General features: G+C 69.0%; 5 protein-coding genes. All 5 read left to right on the top strand.

Going from position 1 to position 4,609, the window contains the following annotated elements; genetic code table 11:
- Nucleotides 1-383: type IV secretory system conjugative DNA transfer family protein (locus HMPREF1023_RS01130; protein ID WP_009304289.1), on the top strand; the 383-nt coding region annotated here is incomplete at its 5' end.
- A gap of 12 nt (nucleotides 384-395) precedes the next feature.
- Nucleotides 396-1,424, top strand: coding sequence for a VirD4-like conjugal transfer protein, CD1115 family (locus HMPREF1023_RS01125; protein WP_147271571.1), 1,029 nt, complete (start codon nucleotides 396-398; stop codon nucleotides 1,422-1,424).
- Nucleotides 1,425-1,506: 82 nt separating this feature from the next.
- The gene (locus tag HMPREF1023_RS01120; protein WP_009304287.1) at nucleotides 1,507-1,728 is read left to right on the top strand and encodes a hypothetical protein; all 222 of its coding nucleotides are present in this window, start codon (nucleotides 1,507-1,509) and stop codon (nucleotides 1,726-1,728) included.
- Nucleotides 1,729-1,738: 10 nt separating this feature from the next.
- On the top strand, nucleotides 1,739-2,182 hold the full coding sequence (locus HMPREF1023_RS01115) for a PrgI family protein (protein WP_009304286.1): 444 nt from the start codon (nucleotides 1,739-1,741) through the stop codon (nucleotides 2,180-2,182).
- Nucleotides 2,133-4,562: a VirB4-like conjugal transfer ATPase, CD1110 family gene (locus HMPREF1023_RS01110; RefSeq protein ID WP_050784799.1), complete on the top strand. Its 2,430-nt coding sequence runs from the start codon at nucleotides 2,133-2,135 to the stop codon at nucleotides 4,560-4,562. The genes HMPREF1023_RS01115 and HMPREF1023_RS01110 overlap by 50 nt, the downstream gene beginning before the upstream one ends.
- The last annotated feature ends 47 nt before the right edge of the window (nucleotides 4,563-4,609 follow it).

Here is a 4,609-nt window from a genome sequence, read left to right as displayed (position 1 = left end):
TCGCCGTCGACCAGTCGCGCCTCAAGAGGGAGTGGAGGCGCGCCAAGAACATCCTCGTCATAGGGGGCACCGGCAGCGGCAAGACGTTCTCGTACGTGATGCCCAACGCGCTGCAGGCAAACCAGGACTTCCTCATCACCGACACCAAGGGGACGCTCTCCAGGGACCTCGGGGGCATGTTCGCCGCCCACGGCTACGAGGTCGTGGTGTTCTCGACCAAGGACCCATCGCGGTCCGCCCGCTACAACACGCTCGCCTACCTCAGGACCCCCGTGGACGTCATCGAGTGGGTGCAGGCGTTCATCTCCGTGACCAACGGCGAGGACGCGAAGGCGGAGGAGGCGTTCTGGACCAACACGACGGTGCTCCTGCTCCTCTCGTAGGTGAGCTACCTCGTGTTCCACTGCCCCGAGGAGGACCGCAACCTCAACGGGCTCGTCACGCTGCTCAGCCTCGCGCAGGCGAGCGAGGAGGACGAGTCGTTCGTGAGCCCCTACGAGCTGCTCATGCGCGAGATCGCCGACGGGACCATGCTCGTTGAGAGGGAGGCCCCCGCCGCGCCCGCGCGCAGGGGGCGCCGCGACTTCAAGGGGCGGGCGGCGCGCTCGTTCGAGTGGGTGAGCGTGGCCGAGCCCAAGGCGCCCGAGGACGACATCGCTCTGCTCAGCTGGACCCTCCTCAAGGCCGCAGCCGGCAAGACCCTGAAGTCGGTCATCATCTCCGCGAACTCCCGCCTCCAGTCGATGATGGTCCCCGAGATGCGCGAGCTCACCATGCGCGACGAGGTCGGCCTCGACCGCTTCGGGGAGGCCGGGCGCAAGCGCGTCCTGTTCGCCGAGACCGACGACACGACCGACGCGTTCAGCTTCCTCATGTCGATGATGGTCTGGCAGACGATCCACGTCTGCACGGCTAAGGCGGACCGCGAGCACGGCGGCGAGCTCCCCCGCCCGCTGCACCTGATGTGCGACGAGTTCTACAACCTGGGGCGCCTCAGCCAGATGGACCACGTCATCACCACCGTCCGCTCGCGCAACATCTCGATGTCGATCATGCTCCAGTCCGTCGCCCAGCTCGAGGCGCGCTACGGGGAGCAGGAGGCGCAGATCATCGTCGACAACTGCGACGTCGTCCTCTACCTCGGCGGCAAGTCGACCCAGACCAACAGGATGGTGAGCGAGATGGTCGGCAAGGAGACCGTCGACTCGGAGACCTGGAACGTCACGCGGGGCGCATCGGGCTCGACCACGAGGAACCGCGGGAGGCTCGAGCGTGACCTCATCCAGGCGAGCGAAGCGGGGCGGCTGCCCCGCGGGAAGGCCATCGTCCTGTTCAGCGGGTCCGACCCCGTCATCGACGACAAGTACGCGGCAGACAGGCACCCGCGCTGGGGCGAGGTCGCGCACGGCGGCGACTCGAAATGACCGCGCGCCGGCGACCCCTTGTCAGGAGGGGACCCGCCGCCACCGGGGCGGCGGGCCCCGCGTAGGGCAAGGGGGTTAGCCAATGCTCGCAAACATCATCAGCCTCGTCAGCGGCTGCGTGACCTTCCTCGGCGGCTTCGTCGTCGTGTGGGGCGCGGTAAGCCTCGGCATCGCCATCCGCTCGGAGACCGGCGGCGGGGGCGCGCAGCTGGCGAGCGCCATCGCGACCATCGCCGGCGGCGCGATCATCATCGCCGCCGCGGTCTACTTCGGCCAGCTCGACACGAGCTGGATGCCGAGCTGAGGGGGCCGGCATGCAGCACACCTACGTCCACAAGGACATCGGGGAGTACGAGGAGAAGGTCGTCGGGAAGCTCTCGGCGCGCATGGTCGCCTGCATCGCCGCGGGCGTCGCCGCGTCCCTCGCCTCGGCGGCGGCCTGCCACCTCTGCCTGGGGATCCCCGTGGCGGACGCGAGCCTGCCCGTCATGGCCTCGTCGATGCCGTTCTGGCTGCTCGGGTTCTGGAGGCCCAGGGGGATGCGCCCCGAGCGCTTCGTCCCGCTCGCGCTCCGGCACCTGACCGCGGACGGGACCCTCGTCTACCGGTCCCCCTCGCAGGAGGCCCCCGGCCCTGCTGCCGCGGCCGTGAGGCCGTCGGTGACCCGGAGGAAGTTCAGGAAACTCATGAGAAAGGTCGGTGAGGACTATGCGCCCACCCTTCAGGCGGGAGAAGCCCAAGCACTACAGGCCCGCTGAGGAGAAGAAGCGGGAGCGGAGGAGGGCGCCGGAGAGGGGGAGGCGCAGGGCGAGGACCGCGGACGCCGTGTCCTACCTCGCGCTCTTCCGCGACGGAGTCGCGATGAACGACCTCGGCAGGTACAGCAGAACCTACCGCTTCGGCGACATCAGCTACCAGTCGGCGAGCGACGAGGCCCAGGCGGCGGTGTGCAAGCGCATGCGCATGCTCTACAACGGCCTCACGCCCGAGGTCTCCATGCAGACGACCCTCGTCACGCGCCCCATCCACGAGTCCGAGATCGGCAACCGCACCTTCTTCGAGGTCCGCGACGACCCGACCGGGCCACTGGCCGAGGAGTACAACGACGTCCTCAACGCGAAGATGCGCGAGGGCGTCTCCAACCTCGTGCGCGAGCGCTACATAACCTTCGCGGTGGACGCCCCGGACGCGGAGCACGCCGTCCCCGCGCTCGCTCGGATGCGCTCGATGGCCTCCGGCGTGCTCACGGGGATCAGGAGCGACCTCTCCCCGCTCGACGGAGCCGAGCGCGCGGGGCTCCTGCGCTCGATGCTCAGGCCCGCCGAGCCCCCGCTCCCCGTCGACTGGTCGGAGGTGGCCGCGCACCGGGGCACCACGACGAAGGACCTCGTGGCACCGAACCTCATCGACTTCAAGCCGCAGGGGGCCGCCTCGGCCTTCACCATGGACGGCACGTGGTTCCAGGTGCTCGCGTTCCGCCGGTTCGAGAGCAACCTGTCGGACCGGTGTCTGGCCGACATGGTCGACCTGCCGATCCCCCTCGTCATCTCGACCCACGTGCGCGCGCTCGAGCAGAACAAGGCCATCGGCTTCGTCAAACAGCGCCTCAACTGGATCGACAAGGAGGTCGTGGAGGACCAGATGAGCGCCGTCAAGAGGGGTTACGACTACACCCTGCTACCCGCCGAGCTGCGCTACACGCGCGAGGAGGCGCAGGACATGTTCGAGCGCCTCAAGGACGACAGTCAGCGCCTGTTCCGCTACTGCGGCGTGGCGATGACCTACGCGCCGTCCCGCGAGGAGCTCGAGGACCGGGTAGGGCGCCTCGTCTCGACCGCCCAGGCCAACGGGATCGAGCTCGCGCCCCTGCACTACCGGCAGCGCGAGGGCCTGAACTCCGCCCTGCCGCTGGGGACGAGCGAGGTCGACGTGGAGCGCTACATGCTCACCGACGAGATAGCGATCCAGAGCCCGTTCGCCACCCTCGAGCTCAACGAGGAGGGCGGTGGCTACTACGGCCAGAACCGCCACTCGCTCAACCTCGTCATCGCCAACCGCAAGAGGCTCGCGAGCCCCATGGGGTTCGTCGGCGGCAAGCCCGGCAGCGGCAAGAGCTTCCAGACCAAGCGCGAGATCACGAACACCAGGCTCGCGTACCCGGGAGACGAGATCATCATCCTCGACCCCGCCCAGGAGTTCGGCCCCATCACCGAGGCCTGCGGGGGGCGGCACGTCCGTCTCTCCCCCGACTCGGGCAACCACCTCAACCCGATGGGGATGGCGGACGTCTCCCACCAGGCGGAGCAGCTCCAGGCGGCGTCGAAGACCGAGGCGCTCATCGCGCTGTGCGGTGCCTCCATGGCCGACGGCGACGAGCGCCAGACGGACGCCGAGCGCTCCATCGTGAGCCGCTGCTTCGGCGCCGCCCTCGCCCGCGCCCGCGCGGAGGGGCGCGAGCTGCTCATCGGCGACGTCCACGACGAGCTCGTGCGCCAGCCGGAGCCCGAGGCCCGCTTCGTGGCGCTGCGGCTGGAGCGCTACGTCGAGGGCGCCCTCTCGATCTTCAACCACCCCAGCAACGTCGAGTTCGACGCCCCCATGACGTGCTTCAGCTTCCGCGACCTGCCCGACAGCATGCTCGCGTTCGCCATGGTCGCCGCCCTCGAGTTCATCCGCAACCGCATGTATCGCAACTTCGAGCGTGGCGTGACGACCTGGCTCTACGTGGACGAGGTCCAGGGCCTCTTCGGCCACCCCGCCACCATCGGGTACCTCTCGCGGCTGTGGGCGGAGGGGCGCAAGTTCGGGCTCATCGCGACGGGGATCACGCAGAACGCCACCTACCTGCTCGACAACCCGCAGGGGCGCACCCTGATCCTCAACAGCGACTTCCTCATGCTGTTCAAGCAGTCGCTCACCGACGGGGAGAAGTGGCGGGAGCTGCTCAACCTGTCCGAGCAGGAGCTCGGCTACATCGACGACAGCGTCAAGCCGGGCGAGGGACTGCTCATCGCAGGCGCCGCGCGGGTGCCCATCGTCGACGACTGGCCGCACGGCAGGCTCTACGACCTCTGGAACACGAAGGCGGACGAGATCGCCGCCATCAAGCGCGCAGGTGCCGAAGATGGACGGCCGTAGCGCAGGGCGCCGCAAGGCGGGCTTCAGCTCCACCGAGGAGTTCGACG

The sequence above is a fragment of the Eggerthella sp. 1_3_56FAA genome, from assembly GCF_000185625.1.
Classification (GTDB): domain Bacteria; phylum Actinomycetota; class Coriobacteriia; order Coriobacteriales; family Eggerthellaceae; genus Eggerthella; species Eggerthella lenta.
Note: the sequence above shows the minus strand (reverse complement) of the source record. Positions and strands in the feature narration are given on the sequence as shown.

Excerpts from the sequence above, each read along its gene's own strand:
- HMPREF1023_RS01115 (WP_009304286.1), top strand. The coding sequence starts at position 1,739 with ATGCAGCACACCTACGTCCACAAGGACATCGGGGAGTACGAGGAGAAG.
- HMPREF1023_RS01110 (WP_050784799.1), top strand. The coding sequence starts at position 2,133 with ATGCGCCCACCCTTCAGGCGGGAGAAGCCCAAGCACTACAGGCCCGCT.
- HMPREF1023_RS01120 (WP_009304287.1), top strand. The coding sequence starts at position 1,507 with ATGCTCGCAAACATCATCAGCCTCGTCAGCGGCTGCGTGACCTTCCTC.